This is a genomic window from Thermogemmatispora onikobensis (assembly GCF_001748285.1).
Classification (GTDB): domain Bacteria; phylum Chloroflexota; class Ktedonobacteria; order Ktedonobacterales; family Ktedonobacteraceae; genus Thermogemmatispora; species Thermogemmatispora onikobensis.
The window spans coordinates 54,872-68,318 of record NZ_BDGT01000011.1 but is presented as its reverse complement, the minus strand read 5'-3'; the positions used below and the strand labels follow the sequence as shown (position 1 = coordinate 68,318).

15 protein-coding genes are annotated in these 13,447 nt (G+C 62.6%); 5 read left to right on the top strand and 10 right to left on the bottom strand.

The window, feature by feature from the left end; translation table 11 throughout:
• Positions 1–163: 163 nt before the first annotated feature.
• The 6 genes from BGC09_RS07100 to BGC09_RS07080 form a co-directional block, all read right to left on the bottom strand.
• Positions 164–1,603: a dihydrolipoamide acetyltransferase family protein gene (locus BGC09_RS07100; protein WP_069803200.1), complete on the bottom strand. Its 1,440-nt coding sequence runs from the start codon at positions 1,601–1,603 to the stop codon at positions 164–166.
• Positions 1,604–1,775: 172 nt separating this feature from the next.
• Positions 1,776–3,128, bottom strand: a complete 1,353-nt coding sequence (locus BGC09_RS07095) for a M24 family metallopeptidase (RefSeq protein WP_069803199.1) — start codon at positions 3,126–3,128, stop codon at positions 1,776–1,778.
• Entirely contained in the window at positions 3,118–3,327 is a 210-nt protein-coding gene (locus BGC09_RS22520; RefSeq protein WP_141727673.1) for a hypothetical protein, read from the bottom strand. Before BGC09_RS22520 ends, BGC09_RS07095 begins: the two co-directional genes overlap by 11 nt.
• Before the next feature lie 39 nt (positions 3,328–3,366).
• Positions 3,367–4,401, bottom strand: coding sequence for an alpha-ketoacid dehydrogenase subunit beta (locus BGC09_RS07090; RefSeq protein WP_275935498.1), 1,035 nt, complete (start codon positions 4,399–4,401; stop codon positions 3,367–3,369).
• On the bottom strand, positions 4,388–5,413 hold the full coding sequence (locus tag BGC09_RS07085) for a thiamine pyrophosphate-dependent dehydrogenase E1 component subunit alpha (protein ID WP_084658071.1): 1,026 nt from the start codon (positions 5,411–5,413) through the stop codon (positions 4,388–4,390). Before BGC09_RS07085 ends, BGC09_RS07090 begins: the two co-directional genes overlap by 14 nt.
• Positions 5,414–5,683: 270 nt before the next feature.
• Positions 5,684–6,382 carry a FadR/GntR family transcriptional regulator gene (locus tag BGC09_RS07080; protein ID WP_069803197.1) on the bottom strand — a complete coding sequence of 233 codons (699 nt, stop codon included), beginning with the start codon at positions 6,380–6,382 and terminating at the stop codon, positions 5,684–5,686.
• 262 nt (positions 6,383–6,644) lie between these two features.
• Here BGC09_RS07080 and BGC09_RS07075 point away from each other — a divergent pair, with 262 nt between their 5' ends.
• A complete protein-coding gene (locus tag BGC09_RS07075) occupies positions 6,645–7,598 on the top strand; it encodes an NAD(P)-dependent oxidoreductase (protein ID WP_069803196.1) in 954 nt (317 codons plus the stop codon).
• 214 nt (positions 7,599–7,812) lie between these two features.
• Here the strand turns inward: BGC09_RS07075 and BGC09_RS07070 are convergent, their stop codons facing one another.
• Positions 7,813–8,331 carry a molybdopterin-dependent oxidoreductase gene (locus BGC09_RS07070; RefSeq protein WP_069803195.1) on the bottom strand — a complete coding sequence of 173 codons (519 nt, stop codon included), beginning with the start codon at positions 8,329–8,331 and terminating at the stop codon, positions 7,813–7,815.
• A 257-nt stretch (positions 8,332–8,588) separates the two neighbouring features.
• Here BGC09_RS07070 and BGC09_RS07065 point away from each other — a divergent pair, with 257 nt between their 5' ends.
• Both BGC09_RS07065 and BGC09_RS07060 read left to right on the top strand, forming a co-directional pair.
• Positions 8,589–9,410 carry a hypothetical protein gene (locus tag BGC09_RS07065; RefSeq protein ID WP_141727672.1) on the top strand — a complete coding sequence of 274 codons (822 nt, stop codon included), beginning with the start codon at positions 8,589–8,591 and terminating at the stop codon, positions 9,408–9,410.
• Entirely contained in the window at positions 9,379–9,570 is a 192-nt protein-coding gene (locus BGC09_RS07060) for a hypothetical protein (RefSeq protein WP_069803194.1), read from the top strand. The genes BGC09_RS07065 and BGC09_RS07060 overlap by 32 nt, the downstream gene beginning before the upstream one ends.
• A gap of 71 nt (positions 9,571–9,641) precedes the next feature.
• On the opposite strand, the gene BGC09_RS07055 is transcribed toward BGC09_RS07060, so the two are convergent.
• Both BGC09_RS07055 and BGC09_RS07050 read right to left on the bottom strand, forming a co-directional pair.
• Positions 9,642–10,397, bottom strand: coding sequence for a DsbA family oxidoreductase (locus tag BGC09_RS07055; protein WP_069803193.1), 756 nt, complete (start codon positions 10,395–10,397; stop codon positions 9,642–9,644).
• Between the two features lie 105 nt (positions 10,398–10,502).
• On the bottom strand, positions 10,503–11,021 hold the full coding sequence (locus tag BGC09_RS07050) for a DoxX family protein (RefSeq protein WP_069803192.1): 519 nt from the start codon (positions 11,019–11,021) through the stop codon (positions 10,503–10,505).
• 169 nt (positions 11,022–11,190) lie between these two features.
• Here BGC09_RS07050 and BGC09_RS07045 point away from each other — a divergent pair, with 169 nt between their 5' ends.
• Both BGC09_RS07045 and BGC09_RS07040 read left to right on the top strand, forming a co-directional pair.
• Positions 11,191–11,676, top strand: a complete 486-nt coding sequence (locus BGC09_RS07045; protein WP_084658068.1) for a winged helix-turn-helix transcriptional regulator — start codon at positions 11,191–11,193, stop codon at positions 11,674–11,676.
• Positions 11,677–12,319: 643 nt separating this feature from the next.
• Entirely contained in the window at positions 12,320–12,661 is a 342-nt protein-coding gene (locus BGC09_RS07040) for an SHOCT domain-containing protein (protein ID WP_069803190.1), read from the top strand.
• A 256-nt stretch (positions 12,662–12,917) separates the two neighbouring features.
• On the opposite strand, the gene BGC09_RS23380 is transcribed toward BGC09_RS07040, so the two are convergent.
• Positions 12,918–13,376: a zinc ribbon domain-containing protein gene (locus BGC09_RS23380; protein ID WP_176728865.1), complete on the bottom strand. Its 459-nt coding sequence runs from the start codon at positions 13,374–13,376 to the stop codon at positions 12,918–12,920.
• Positions 13,377–13,447 lie beyond the last annotated feature (71 nt).

The window sequence follows — 13,447 nt, the reverse complement described above, 5'->3', positions numbered from 1 at the left end:
CGCCTACAAGGGCAACAAAGGCACTTTTTCAGACTTTCGTCAGCTTCGTCAGCTCTTCCTCTCTCCTATCCCTGAGCCATTGATGCGAGTGAGTAAGCGTGGGCAGGTATGCAGGTATGGATATACGATCGCGATCACCCTGCCAGAGGGCTCCAGCTTTACTTCAGGAGAGCAGCCCCAGCGGTTCTTCTAGCAGCTCAACCAGGGTGGCCAGGAACTGTGCGCCGCTGGCCCCATCGATGGCGCGATGGTCGCAGGAAAGACTCAGCAACATGGTAGGCGCAACGACCGGCTGACCGGCGACGGCAATGACGCGCTCGCTGATGCGTCCGACGGCCAGGATGGCAGCCTGGGGCGCATTGATGATGGCGTTGAAGGCATCGACGCCGTACATGCCCAGGTTGCTGATGGTGAAGGTGCCTCCCTGCAGATCCTGGGGACGCAGACGCCGGCTGCGCGCCCGCTCAACCAGCTCTTTGCGCATCTCGACCAGGGCGCGCAAACTCAACTGATCAGCTTCATGGATGACTGGCACGACCAGCCCCTCAGCCGTGGCAACGGCCAGGCCGATGTTGATCGCCTCACGACGGACCAGGCGCCCATCTTGCCAGGAGGCATTGATCTGGGGGTGGGCGTGCAGAGCCGCAGCCACCACGCGCACGAGCAGATCGGTATAGGTGACCTCGGATGAACAGCGCCGCCGCATGGCTTGATGCCAGGCGAGCAGTCGCTCCGCCCGGGCCTCACGCAGCAGGAAGAAATGTGGCACCTGCTGCCAGCTTTGGGTGGTGCGCTCAGCCATGAGGCGCCAGACTTGACTCAGCGTGGGGGTCTCTGCCGTTTCACCAGCGACTGCCGCTGGCTGAGGGGCGGCTGATGGCACTGCTCCCTCCGCCTGGGGGGAGGCGGCGGCCAAGACGTCAGCAGCCAGGATGGCCCCCTCGGGGCCTCTGCCGAGACCAGCACGGGCGAGGGCCTCCAGATCCTGCCCCAACTCAGCCGCCAGGCGCCTGGCCTTGGGTGAGGCCGCCAGCAGGCGTGCCCTACCTGACCAGCGAGCAGTGGACCCGGTGACTGTCGGTCCCTGGTCAACAGCGACAGCCTGCCTCTTATCCGGCTCTGGCACCTGCTCCTGACGACTGGCCAGATAAGCCAGAACATCCGCTTTGTGAATGCGCCGCCCCTGGGGCTGGAGCTGACGCAGATCAATCTGATGGTCGGCGGCGATGCGCGCAGCCAGAGGAGAAACCAGCCTCCCCGGGCTGCGCACATACTCGTCCGTGGGCATAGGGGGAAAGGGTTCCACCGTCTTGTCTGGCCGCCCCGGGACGGCTGCCGCCGGGCTAGAAGAGGCAGGCTGCTCTCCGGGGGCCAGAATCAGGGCAATCTGCTGCCCAACGGGAATGTCCTCCCCTTCCCTGGCAGAGACCGCACTCAGCAGACCCGAGGCTGGCGCCTCCAGTTCGACGGTCGCCTTGTCTGTCTCGACCTCGGCCAGCGCTTCACCCTGGGTCACTGGCTCGCCCTCCCGCTTGAGCCAGCGCAGAATCTTCCCTGTCTCCTGGGCCATTCCTAACGCGGGCATGATGACCCTGGTCGCCATCAGTGCACTCCTCTCCTCTTCTTTTGCTCTGGTAGTTGGTGGCTTTAGCTCGGACACCACGCTCGGGCCAGGGCCTGGCCTGCCTCGACCTGCCCCCGGACACCTGGCAGAGCCAGCCAGGGCCGGCAAGAGTGGCGAGCAGGCCAGGCCGGAACGGACCAGCGGGCAAGAGCTAGAGTGTATGACCTGCTGAGGTCGCTGCTGGCGCCGGCATCCGTGGCCCGCTCTGGCCAGCAGCCGTGTTCAGATGTGACTGCACCTCGCGAATGGGAGAGAGCGGTCCGTTGACGGTGTAGTAGCGTGTTCCGGCCACGAGCAGCTCTTCGGCGGGGAAGCGCGTTATGACCTCGCAGCCGTCCTTTGTTACCACAAGCTGCTCCTCAATGCGGGCTGCCGTCCAGCCATCGCTGGCGGGCCAGAAGGTCTCGAGCGCGAAGACCATCCCCTCTTCGATGACCTCGGGGTGATCGAAGGAGACCAGGCGGCTGAAGACCGGCTTCTCCCAGATCGTCAGGCCCACGCCGTGGCCGAACTGCAGCGCGAAAGCTGCCTCTTCATTGGGGAAACCAAACTCCTCAGCGCGCGGCCAGAGCTTGACGACCTCGGCAGTAGTCACGCCCGGCTTAATGGCGTTGATGGCTACATCGAGGATCTCGCGGCAACGCTTGTAGGCGTCGACCATCGCCGGCGAGGCGCTGCCCACAGCAAAGGTGCGGTAGTAGCAGGTGCGATAGCCATTGAAACTGTGGAGAATGTCAAAATAGGCGGGGTCTCCCGGACGCAGCACGCGGTCGCTGAAGACATGCGGGTGGGGACTGCAGCGCTCGCCCGAAATAGCGTTGACGCCCTCGACGTGCTCCGAGCCGAGATCATAGAGGACCTTGCTGACCAGGGCCACGCACTCGTTCTCGCGCACACCTGGACGCATCCAGCGATACAGCTCTTCGTAGGCCGCATCGACCATCATGCAGGCGGTGCTCAAGAGAGTGATCTCGTCCTGGGTCTTGATCATACGTGCCGTCTGCATGAGATTTTGCCCGTCGGCAATGGTGATGCCCTCTTTCTGAAGAGCAAAGAGGACCTGCGGCTCGATGACATCCACTCCCAATGGCTCATGGAGCAGCCCACGCTCCTCTAGCTCAATGCGAACCTTGCGGGCGACATCTTCGGCTCGTCCCGAGCCGGGAGCCATCGCCCCGCGCATCGTCGAGATGCCTGCCCGCGCGCGCTCACCCATCCAGGGTGCATAGAGCTGATCATGGCGCGCCGCCGAGCCAAAGGTCCACAAGATCGGCTCGTCATCCCGCGGCAGCAAGGTAAAGCGGAAGAGCTTGTCCATCGCCCAGGTGCCAATATGGGTCGACGTAATATAGCGAATGTTGCTCATGTCGAAGCAGAGCAAGGCCCCTAGCTCAGACTCCTTGAGCACCTTCTGCACCCGCGCCAACCGCTCGCGGCGCAGCCGCTCGTAGTCGACGCGCACCTCCCAGTCAACGGCCATCGGTCCATAGGTCTTAATCGCCATAGCTGGTCTCTCCTCCCTCAGAGTCGCAGCGCTGCGCCAGGCGCGTGCTACCGGCCCCTCCTGGCGCCAGGCGCTGACCGATCACCATCGATCGTGTTGACACGATGTGACGACAACAGTGATGATGAGACGACGAACAAGCTCCCTGATTGAGCGCTTCCTGGCCATTGACCGCGGGCCTCCCTGCCAGCGAGGACAAGCCTCTCCTTTTCAGCAGATAGACGAGGGCCGCAGAGCCTCAAGCTCGCCCGCAGAGGGTCCGGGCCATCTCCACGACGGCGTCAGGCGTTGGCACGGTCAGATCCTCAAGCACGGGCGAGAACGGGACCGGCACATCGAGGGCCCCAAGCCGCTTGACCGGTGCATCGAGATAGTAAAAAGCCCCTTCGTTAATGACGGCAGCGATCTCAGCAGTTACGCCGTAGCTCTGATAGCCCTCGTCGACTACAATGACGCGACTCGTCTTCCTGGCCGACTCGATCAGCGTCTGCTTGTCCAGCGGCGAAGTCGTGCGCGGATCGATGACTTCGGCGCTGATCCCGAGCTGCTCCAGTGCTGAAGCGGCGGCCAGGGCCACCTGGACCATGCTGCTCGTGGCCACAATGGTCAGATCGCTGCCCTCACGCTTGATATCGGCCACGCCAAAGGGAATGGTATACTCCCCTGCGGGCACCAGCCCCTTGAGCTGATACATCATCTTGTCCTCGAAGAAGAGGACCGGGTTATCGTCGCGAATGGCCGTCTTCAGCAGGCCCTTGGCGTCATAGGGTGTCGAGGGGAGCACCACTTTCAGCCCGGGGACGTGGCTAAACCAGGCGTGCAGACTCTGGCTATGCTGGGCAGCCGAGCGGCGCGTGGCCCCAAGCGTCGTGCGCACCACCAGGGGCACCTTGAGCTTGCCACCAGACATATAGTGCACCTTGGCCGCCTGGTTGACGATCTGATCCATTGCCAGCGTCAGAAAGTCACCGAACATGATGTCGACGACGGGCCGCATGCCGGTCATGGCCAGACCCACACCGATCCCTGTAAAGCCGGCCTCCGAGATGGGCGTGTCGATGACGCGCTCGGGTCCAAACTCCTCGACCAGGCCGCTGAGCACCTTGAAGGGGGTGCCGGCCTCAGCGACATCTTCTCCCAAGAGGAGCACACGCGGGTCGCGGCGCATCTCCTCGGCCAGCGCCTCGCGAATCGCTTGTCCCAGGGTAATTTCGCGCCAGCCTTCTGGAGCCTGCGGCGCACTGGCAGCACTAGAGACACTAGGCATAGACATGCTGGGCCACCTCTTGCGGATCAGGATAGGGAGCCTCCAGAGCAAAGCGCACCCCTGCCTCGATCAGGGCACGCACGCGCCGCTCGATCTCGGCAAAGTGGCGCTCCTCGGCCAGCCCTTGCTCACGCAGCCAGGAGCTGAGAATCTTGAGAGGATCGCGCTGCGCCTTCCACCATTCCTCTTCTTCGCGGGCACGATAGTAGCTGCGCTGAATGTCGCCAACATGATGACCATAGAAACGGTAGGTGTTGCACTGGAGATAAGCCGGACCCTCGCCGCGCCGCGCGCGCTCGACAAGGCGCACAGCAGCCGCGTAAACGGCGCGTACATCCTGTCCATCGACTTCCTCGGTCTGGATGCCGAAGGCCCGGGGCCGAGCCAGCATATCACCGGCAGTCGTCTCGCGGTTGGGCGTGTACTCGTTGTAGAGGTTGTTTTCGCAGACGTAGATGACTGGCAGCTGCCAGAGCGCCGCCATGTTCATGGCCTCATAGAGCAGGCCCTGCCCCAAGGCGCCATCGCCAAAGAAGCAGGCCACGACCTGGCCGCTGCCCCGGCGCTTGCAGGAGAGAGCAGCCCCTGTGGCAATACCAGCGCTACCGCCGACGATGGCATTGGCCCCCAGATTGCCGCTTTCCTGATCGGCGATGTGCATCGAGCCGCCCTTGCCGCGACAGTAGCCGGGCTGCTTACCGAGCAACTCGGCAAACATACGGTCGACGGCGGCGCCTTTGGCAAGACAGTGCCCATGACCACGGTGGGTGCTGGTGATGTAGTCGTCGCGGCGCAGGGCCGCGCAGACCCCGACAGCTACCGCCTCTTCGCCGCTGTACAAATGGGCCAGGCCCGGCATTTTGGCGCTCATATACAGCTCGTTGACTTGCTCCTCGAAGAGGCGTATGGTGAGCATCTGCTCGTAGAGACCCAGCCAAAATTGTCGTTCGCGCGTCCGCGTGGCTTCGTCAAAGGCCAGGGGACGCTCCCCGGATGAGGTGATGTGCTCTGAGACCATCGTTGTGCTTCTCCCGCTCCTGACTGCTGCGACATTCTCACGCAGTGCCCCGGCTGCTCTGCCGACCGACCACCGGGTCAGCTATTGTAGCCTGATGAAAGGACAATAGGATGAGCATATCTCACCAACCTTGGCCCACGGGGGAGCAATCAATAGCTCAGCCGTCCCGCCCCCTCCGGCAGTCTGAGAGAGCGACTGAGGCCCGCTGGACTGCCGGCTGGCTCACTAACCGCTGGGCCCGACTGGAGGGCGGGCGCGCGGGCGCTGCTCCTAGCCGCGGTTGGCCGTCTCCAGATCCTGACGGACCTGGTGCAGGTGCTCCTGCATGGCCAGACGGGCGGCTTCGGCATCGCGGCAGCTCACCGCTTCTAGAATGCGCTTGTGATGGTATTGGGCCCGCTCCATTGCTCCGCTGATACGCGAGATATGTTTGCGCTGCTCGCTGAGCAGATCGACGATCGAGTCAACAAAGGTGAGGATCAGGCGATTGCCCGAAGCCGTGGCGAGCGTACGATGGAAGTCGTTGTCGGCGGCAATGTAGGCCTCGACATCGTGGAGGCTGGCATCCATCTGCTCCACGACCGCGCGCAGGCGCGCAAGGTGTTCTTCGCTGGCCCGCGCCGCAGCCAGGGCCGCAATGCCCGGCTCCAGTAGCTCCCGTAGCTCGACCAGATTGGCGTAGCCATCCTCGCGACCAACACGCACCATTAGCTCTAAGGTCTGTTGCATGGCGCGCGAGGTGGCATTGATGACGATGGTGCCACGTCCCGGTCGCATATCGACCAGCCCTCGCTGAGCCAGCGTCTTCATGGCCTCCCGGACCGCCGTCCGGCTCGCCCCAAATTGCTCACTTAATTCACGCTCGCTCGGCAGACGATCGCCGCTGCGCAGTTCGCCTCGCAGAATACGCTCTTCGATCTGTTCCGCAATCTGTTCGAACAGCTTGCTGGATTGAATAGGTGAGTACAATCCTTTCTCCGCTGCAGCCAGGATCTTTCCCCGGTCAGAGACCAGATGGTATGTTTATCATACCAATGATTATAGTATAATCAGACCGCCTGCCTTTGGCAAGACTCCCACTCGCCTGTTGGCTGCGCGCTCAGTCTGGACAGGCGACGCTTCTCACGGCCAGTCAGTAGCACTGGAGCGAGAGGTTGGAGTAGAACTATCTAGGAAGCAGGGCGCGGAGCGCGCTCTACCAACTCTACCGTAGAGGAGGGTATTGACAGCGATGGCAAATCTGGGTTTCGTTGGCCTTGGAGCGATGGGTGGGCGCATCGCCTACCGTTTGCTGCAAGCCGGGCATACACTCACTGGCTACAATCGTACCCGTGAGAAGGCGCGCTGGTTGCTGGAAGCCGGCATGCACTGGGGAGAGAGTCCGGCAGCGGTGGCTCAGGCCGCCGACATTATTTTCAGCATGGTGGCTGATACAGCGGCCCTGCAGGCCATTACCGAGGGACCACAGGGCCTGTTGGCCGGCCTGGGTCCAGGCAAAATCTATATTGATATGAGCACGGTCAGCCCTGGGATCAGTCGCGCCCTGGCGGCTCGCGTCGCTGAGCGCGGCGCCCACATGCTCGACGCGCCCGTTTCGGGGAGCACGGTGACGGTCGAGCAGGGCCGGCTGGCGATTATGGTCGGCGGCGATCAGGCCGTTTTCGAACAGGTGCGGCCTGTGCTGCTCGACATTGGCCCGAAAGTCAACTATGTTGGTTCCAACGGACAGGCCGTGCTGATGAAAATCGCCATTAACCTCAGCCTGCCGGTGCAGTTCCTGGCCTTCAGCGAGGGCTTGCTGCTGGCCGAGAAAGGGGGTATCCCTCGCGAGACAGCTTTTCGGGTCTGGATGGAAAGCGTTGTGGCCTCGCCGGCCATGCAATACCGCGGTCCGTTCGTGCTTGAGCGTCCAGCGGAGGCGCTCTTCTCCGTCAACATGATGCAGAAGGACCTGCTGCTGGCTCAGGAGCTGGGGCGCGAGGTCGATGTGCCGCTGCCGTCGGTCGCTCTCACCAACGAGTTGCTCACGGCGGCGCGAGCTTTGGGACTGGGCCAGGAGGATTTCGCGGTGCTCTTCGATGTGCTGGCCCAGATGGCTGGTGTCCCTGGCTCTCCCAGTGCTGGCCAGCCACCGTCGTCGAGCGAGCAGGGCGACACCGAGGCGGGGAGAGCAGAACAGGGCTGAACTGATCAGGCCAGGCCACACCCGGGCGGCGCCACAGGGTAGAGCAAACCTGGCTCGCTCATGTGCCTGGGCGAGGCTCAGGGGAAAGGCGCCGCGGGCCGGGTTGGGACTTGCTCCGGCTGGGCTAATCGCCGGAGCGCGAGCTGCCAGGGCCAGCCTCGCCCCTTCCGGCCAGGCTCTGCCACAAGTCAGGGCAGCGGTTTGCTTTCGCGCTCTAGCGAGCCAGTAGACGCTGACGGGCGATCTCCTCGGCGGTGGAGACACCAGCTGTCTCGCCCACAAGCAGAGTATCGACCCACTTCACACTTGTGTAACATCTGCCACCAGGAACGAGCAGCCGCCACGGGGCCCCATGCTCGAGCGTCAGGGGAGCGCCGTTCAGACGATCACAGAGCAGGGCCTGCCCGGCCTCTTCGAGGGTCAGCCAGACCGCATAGCTGCCGGCGCAGACGGCCACTGCGCGCGCCGTGGGCAAGGGCCGGGCCAGATCGAGCAGGCTGTGCAAACGCCAGCCTTCCCAGATCAGGGCGGGCACGGTCCAGCCCTCCTCACACGAGAAAGGGGCCTGCCAGGTCTGGCGAGGGAGATGGGCCAGGTCCGCCGCCTCTAACTCCAGGGTATGAGCGACGCAGCCGCAGATACGCAAGCGCCTCCTGATGGCTCCGGCTGCTCCATCCAGCGGGTGAGGCGGCAGGGCGGAAAGCTGCCGCGGCTCCTCTTTTTTTTGTGGCATCGTTCTGCTCCTGAACAGTGGAGAGCTGTGCTCTTACGAGTTATAGCATGCGGCAGGATAGCAGGGCAAGGTTATCCTCGTCTTCCGGCCAGAAGTAGGCTGGGGCAGCTAGCAACCAGGCATTATTTTTCAATGGAGTGAAACATTGATACCAGTTGATATCTCTTGACAATAAGCATCGATAATTGTACACTCTTCTACAGAAAAACATCGATTTCCAGTGCGTCAGGGCGAGTCAATTTTTTAGTGCAAAAATAATGGTGCACCACTATGGGCGGCATGGTCCCCGAGCCTGGTTACGCCGCTGGCGGCGTCGCTACTGGCGGCCTCCGCCGCCGACGCCAGCCAGGGAGGAGAGACAGGCCCTACCAGCAGTCAAGTCACAGCAACTGGCGAACGTGCGTGTCTGGCAACTCACAGAAAGGATCATCGTCATCATGGTCGGCAACGATCTTTATCCCGAGCCTGATAATGTGACGCTCTTCTCGGCCTTTGGGCAGCACCCGCTTTCAACCAGCGAGAGCCATGAAATCCCCTCAGCGCTGAGAAGCCAGCTCAACATCAAGCTCTCCACTCTTACTGACGAGATTCAAGAGATGGCCGGGTCAGGTGATCTCATCACCATTCATCAAGAAAGGCTCAACAGGATACTGCGTCGATTTATTAAAAACCAACTCAACACGCTCAACCTGCCCATCCCTACTAGAAAAGCTGTCGACGAGATCGTTGAGTCTGGCCTGGCCTACTCATCTAAAGAGCTGGAGCAGGCACTCACAGAGAAGGCCCTCAACTACCGCATACTGGCCACTGAGGCCGATCAACAACTGGCCGCCAAGGCCCGAGCGGATCGCCAGCGCTATGGGCCTCTCTCAGCTTCTATGAGGCACGCCCTGGCCGTTCTGGCCGCGCTCGAAGTGCGAGGCCTGCGCGATACTTCTGAGATCAGCGAAGAGCAGCTCAAGCAATTGGATGCAGACGCAAGCTGGTACGAGGAGGTCTTTCACAAGGGGAAGGAGATCATCGAGTGGCCTCCGGAGGAATCTTTTCGTGGCCAGCACAACAACGACATGGGGGACTGAGATCGCCGGCAGGATCAGCCGCCAGCTTGGGCGCCTTTCTGGTGCTCTGCCCGGTTTCGAGGAGAGCAGGCAGCAGCGCCTCTTGATAGCGCTGCTGATCCTGGTGCTCCTGATCTTGCTCATCCTGATTGTGCTTGCCTGTTATCTGATTCTGCGCTAGGCGCTGCGCGCCGGGCAGGAGCTGGGCCGCGCTGGCGACAGTGGATGGCCTGGCCCAGTCCCCCCAGTGCCTCAGCCAGCGCGCTCGCTGCCTGGCAAGGCACAGCTCCCATCGGTGCAAGCCTCGTCCTGGTTCTGATCCTGCTCGCTTCCTGAGCTGACAGCAGTCATCACCTGTGGCGTTGCCTCACGAGCGGTCTCGCGCCAGGCCCGTTCCAATACCTGACGCAGTAGCGAGACTGGCTGTGCCCCCGAGACCGCATAGCGACCTGCGAAGAGGAAGAAAGGCACACCCTGCACGCCCAGCTCCTGGGCGCGTCGCTCATCCTCATGCACCGCCTCAGCGTAGGCCGAGCTGTGCAGCACAAGCTCTATCTCTTCCGCCGGCAGGCCCACCTCGCCAGCCAGGCGCCGGAGCGTCTCCGGCTCACTTAAGGCCACCCCCTCGCTGAAGTAGGCGCGAAAGAAGCGTTCCGCCAGCGCCTGAGTCAGATCATGGGCGGCGGCCAGATGGAGCAAGCGATGGGCATCGAAAGTATTGCCATAGCGCGCCTGCTCCAGATGGAAAGTCAGCCCCTCCTGGGCGGCCAGGGCACTGACGCGCGCATTCATGGCCTCGGCCTCGGCCAGGGAGACACCATACTTACGCGCCAGCATCGCACTGACGCTCTCACGTGCCTCATGCGGCGCCTGCGGATCAAGCTGAAAGCTACGCCAGGCCAGCCTGATGCGCTCGCGCTGGGGAAAGCCCGCCAGCGCCTTCTCCAGACGCCGCTTGCCGATATAGCACCAGGGACAAACAAGGTCCGACCAGATCTCAATCTCCATGACACTCGCCTCGCTCCGCGCTGGCCGGCTGGCCCCCCGGCTCCAGTCCCAGACCGAACTGTCCGACAGGGCGCCGCGAGCCAGCCAGCTTTTAAGCAGACAGGCTCAGGCATCCTGCGAGGCTGTCTGCGGCCTGCGACTAATGACAATCCCAATTGCTACCACGATGAGTGCAGCCAGGGCCAGCCCAATAAAGAGCGCTGTCTCTCGCTGGCCAATGCCAAGCAGGGCATCGAGCGCATAGTTGCCCGGCCCCGTGAGACCGATGACGATGCTCACCAGCAGCAGAAGCAGACTATATTCATAGCCACCGCGCTGCATCCAGAAGCCGTTGCGCCAGTGGCTTTTGAAGGTCGCCATTGCCATCGCGCCCGCCATACCAGCTGCTCCTACAGCGGTGAGGAAGCCCAGCGCCACCGCCAGACCACCCCCTACCTCCCCCAGAACAGCGAGCGTCACCCAGAGCCAGGCCGGCTGCAGGCCCTGACGCGCGAAGTTCTCGCGCGTGCGCGCCAGTCCCGCTCCGCCAAACCAGCCAAAAAGCTTCTGCAGTCCATGCCCGGTCAGCGTTAAACCAGCCCCGAGACGCAGGATAAGCAGCCCCAGGCTCAGGGTTGTTGACATGAGAAGACCACTCCTTTCCTTTCTATTGCCGACTCGCTCCGGGAAGAGACTTCTCTCTTCCTCGGCAGCGATGCCTCTCTTTTCTTTCTTTATGAAAGTAAGGGTATCATAGAAAGTTTCTATCGTCAAGGATGTTGCTTTCTTATTTATAGTATGATATACTGTAGCCATGAAGAGAGCTGAGCGAGAACAGCCGGCGGCGAGGCCGGAGGCCTGTAACGCAACAACCCCAATGGGGCGAGCCATTCGCCTGGTCGGCGATGTCTGCATTCTGCTGATCGTCATTAATCTCTTGTCCGGGCCGCGGCGCTTCAGCGAGCTGCTGGAGCAGCTAGGCCACATCAGTTCGCGCACCCTGACTCAACGCCTCCGCTTGCTAGAGGAACTGGGCTTTGTCGAGCGGCGCGCCTTCCTGGAGATTCCGCCGCGCGTCGAGTATCATCTGACGCCCACAGGCCAGGAGTTTGGCCAGGTCATTGCCGCGATTGAGGAGTTCGCGCGCAAGAATCTGACAGATCCTTTGCCGCCGGCTTCCTGCGGCACGCTCTGCTCCTCCCAACCGTCTGACTCAGCTCTCGCCGGTAGGCTCAACCCCACTACTCTCCGCGGCGAGAGCGATAGACTCGCTGAGACGAAGGAAGACGCCCAGCACTGAACTGGCAGGCCGTTCCTGCTTCGCCCACCTCGCTGCTCTTTTGTTCCTCTGCAAGGAACGCCAGCTGCAGGCTTTGCTGCAGAGCGGCCCCCCTGCCTGCCGTGGCTATCGGCGGGAATCCTTCCGCGGCTCCGCCATCTATGCGGCCAGCGCGGCCAGCAGCCGACGCAGCGCGCCCGCTGCCCCGCCCGCACCAAAGAAATGGATGGTCAGGCGACGGTGTTCCATACGTTGGGAGCGGAAGAGAGAGCAGCCCAGCGGGAAGCCAGCACGAGGAGTCAGTAGGCGAGGGCGGCTTGCCACCAGGGGCAAGGAGCCGGCTGAAGAGCATTTAACCCGTGGACTCCTCGTGCGTATCTCTTGAGTGGAGGAGAGAAAAAGGCCGGCAGGCAGACGACGTACGTGAGCCGGAGAGAGGAGTGGATGGGCAGCAGAACGCCGGGCGCCAGCAACAGCCCCGAGCGAGTTTTGAGCCGGCTGACTGCCTCCTGATCTGCCTGCCGGTTCTCTAGCTGGTTGGAGGGAGCACCCAGGAGAGCGCCAGAGAGAACGGCTGGCGCGCGTGCTTCCAGAGGGCGGGGGAGAACGAAAAGGAAGGCAAGAGAAGCTTACACAGTCTTACACAGTAAGGAGAGTGAACCGTATGCATCATCATCACCATCACGGTTGGGGCTGGGGTGGCCCTGTCTTCTTCCCCTTCGGCTTCGGCTTTGGCGGAGGACTGCTCGGCGATTTGCTAGCGGGCGGCCTGGGCTATATGCTTGGTCGCTGGCAGGGACGCAACCAGCCGTATCAGGGCTACCCGCCATACTATCAGCAGGGCTATTATGGCTATCCGCCCTATCAGGCGCCGGCCCAGAATCCTGGTGCCTCGACGGATGCCCGTCTGGCTCAGCTGCAGCTGCTGGAGCGGCTGCGCGCCTCGGGAGTCCTGACAGAGGCCGAGTTTGAGGCCGAGAAGCAGCGCATTCTGAGCGGCTACTGATACGACTGATGCCGCCTCGATTGAAAGCGGTTTGCTCCGTGGCAACGGCCAGCTAGCTCGCTGGCCCGCTACCCTTCCTCCTTGAGGGAGAGAGTAGCCGCGCTCCGTGCGAAGCGTCTGCCTGTCTGATCACGGACAGACAGCCGGCTCGTACGGAGCGCTTTTTTTGGGATCGACTACCCTTTCGGGATATCTGCCAGAGAGGCAGGCAGAGAAGTAAGTCTAGCAACGTTCTTTCTCATCAACGGCCCCAGGCTCAAGCCAGGGGCTTGCCCGCAGCCTCGTCGGCCCGGGCTTCAGGGCTGGTTGATGGCAGCCCACTGCCCCGTAGGACAGGAAAGCGTGTACGGATAGTGCGCGCGGCGTTGATGTCAGCATGCTCCTGGAAGCCACAGTGTGGGCAAGTGAAAGCGTGCCGGCGGCGGTTCCCTCGCTGCCCACAGCGAGAACAGGTCTGGCTGGTATAGGCCGGATTCACCTCCACCACACGCAGCCCCCGCCCCTGGGCCTGCTGCTCTGCCCACCGGCGGATCAGTCCCCGCTGCCACAGCGCAAGCCTGCGCCGCAGGGTCCGCCCTTGGATGTGCTCTTGCTGCGGTAAGAGGCACCTGCAGCCGTTCGAAGACCAGCACCGCCTGTAGGGGCACCCAGTCCACCAGGCGCCAGGCCACCGTCTGCGCGAAGGTCTGGGTGGGGTGTCGTTGCCGGCGACCAAGCCGATTCAGCACCCGTCGAACACTGCGCGTGTCCCTATGCTGTGCCTTGTGGGCCGCCAGCTTCCGCCCC

Excerpts from the sequence above, each read along its gene's own strand:
- BGC09_RS07100 (WP_069803200.1), bottom strand. The coding sequence starts at position 1,603 with ATGGCGACCAGGGTCATCATGCCCGCGTTAGGAATGGCCCAGGAGACA.
- BGC09_RS07095 (WP_069803199.1), bottom strand. The coding sequence starts at position 3,128 with ATGGCGATTAAGACCTATGGACCGATGGCCGTTGACTGGGAGGTGCGC.
- BGC09_RS07090 (WP_275935498.1), bottom strand. The coding sequence starts at position 4,401 with ATGTCTATGCCTAGTGTCTCTAGTGCTGCCAGTGCGCCGCAGGCTCCA.
- BGC09_RS07085 (WP_084658071.1), bottom strand. The coding sequence starts at position 5,413 with ATGGTCTCAGAGCACATCACCTCATCCGGGGAGCGTCCCCTGGCCTTT.
- BGC09_RS07075 (WP_069803196.1), top strand. The coding sequence starts at position 6,645 with ATGGCAAATCTGGGTTTCGTTGGCCTTGGAGCGATGGGTGGGCGCATC.
- BGC09_RS07070 (WP_069803195.1), bottom strand. The coding sequence starts at position 8,331 with ATGCCACAAAAAAAAGAGGAGCCGCGGCAGCTTTCCGCCCTGCCGCCT.
- BGC09_RS07065 (WP_141727672.1), top strand. The coding sequence starts at position 8,589 with ATGGTGCACCACTATGGGCGGCATGGTCCCCGAGCCTGGTTACGCCGC.
- BGC09_RS07055 (WP_069803193.1), bottom strand. The coding sequence starts at position 10,397 with ATGGAGATTGAGATCTGGTCGGACCTTGTTTGTCCCTGGTGCTATATC.
- BGC09_RS07050 (WP_069803192.1), bottom strand. The coding sequence starts at position 11,021 with ATGTCAACAACCCTGAGCCTGGGGCTGCTTATCCTGCGTCTCGGGGCT.
- BGC09_RS07045 (WP_084658068.1), top strand. The coding sequence starts at position 11,191 with ATGAAGAGAGCTGAGCGAGAACAGCCGGCGGCGAGGCCGGAGGCCTGT.
- BGC09_RS07040 (WP_069803190.1), top strand. The coding sequence starts at position 12,320 with ATGCATCATCATCACCATCACGGTTGGGGCTGGGGTGGCCCTGTCTTC.